The organism is Sphingomonas pokkalii, from assembly GCF_003096275.1.
GTDB lineage: Bacteria > Pseudomonadota > Alphaproteobacteria > Sphingomonadales > Sphingomonadaceae > Sphingomonas > Sphingomonas pokkalii.
Map to the genome: position 1 here is coordinate 1 of NZ_QENQ01000002.1, position 1,029 is coordinate 1,029.

Sequence of the window (1,029 nt, forward strand, 5' to 3'; positions counted from 1 at the left end):
ATGCCTCGATCCGGACCACCGTGGCGGAGGTGCAGGAAAGCGCCGACCGCATCCGGTCTGCGATGGAGGTGCAGGCGCAGACCGTGACCGCGATCACTGCGGCCGTCGACGAAACCGCGCTGGCCGCCGATTCCATGTCCGCCACGATCGGCGCGATCCGCGAGGATACCGAGGCGGTGGCATCGGAAATCGATCGCGTTGGCGAAGGTTTTGTGGCGCTCGACCAACAATTGGGCGTGCTGAAGGGCAGCGCCGGCGAGTTCGTGGCGAAGGTCGCGGCCTAGGATCGCCGCACAAGGAACAAGACAGGATGTCGGCGATGCATGATCTGGAATTGCCACGCGTCGGTTCGCGTTCGATCGAGGCCTGGCGCGAGAATTACGACTGGGACGATTCGCTTATCGGTACCTGCGCGGAAATCGCCGATCTGGTGGAGGATCAGTTCGAAGCCATCGCCGAGCGCTGCAAGCGACATGTGCTGGCAACCGCCGCCGGCCAGCGGATGCGGGTGCAGGTCGATCGCGAAGAATATGCCCGCGAAGGCGCGGCCTTTCTCCGCGATCGCTATCGCGATCCGCTGGGGCCTGCCTGGTCCCGCACGATCTGCGACTATGCGCTGACGGCGATCGGATATGGGGTGCCGCCCTCTGCCCTGTTCGGGCAATTTGCCTTTGCACACAGCCAGATACTGGCTGCCTTGCTGGACAGGCTGGGCGATGATGCGGCGCGATTCGCGCGGCTGAGCGATGCCGTGCAGCGCATTGCCCTTGCCGAGTTCGATCTGGCTACCGAACATCTCCGCGCGCAGGATGCAGCCCTTGTGCGGGCGGAGCGCACTGCACGATCGGCCCAGTTCCGTGCCAGCATCTCGGAATCGATCGAAGGCACGACGATGCTGGGGAACCGCATTCGCGTGCAGGCGCATGGCGCGTCGAGCGCCGCGCGGGGGATGTTGGGGAAGACGAGCGAGGTGGCGGCGGCGGCGGAGCAGTCTGCGGTTGCGATGCGGGAGGCGGCGATGACGGCGGC

The 1,029-nt window shown here is 65.9% G+C and carries 1 protein-coding gene and 1 pseudogene; both read left to right on the top strand.

What is annotated here, in order from left to right; genetic code table 11:
- A pseudogene (locus tag DD559_RS19280) lies at positions 1-284 on the top strand (methyl-accepting chemotaxis protein); the annotation flags it as partial.
- Positions 285-310: 26 nt separating this feature from the next.
- Positions 311-1,029 (top strand): globin family protein (locus DD559_RS19285; protein ID WP_497006774.1); only part of this gene is annotated, 719 nt, incomplete at its 3' end.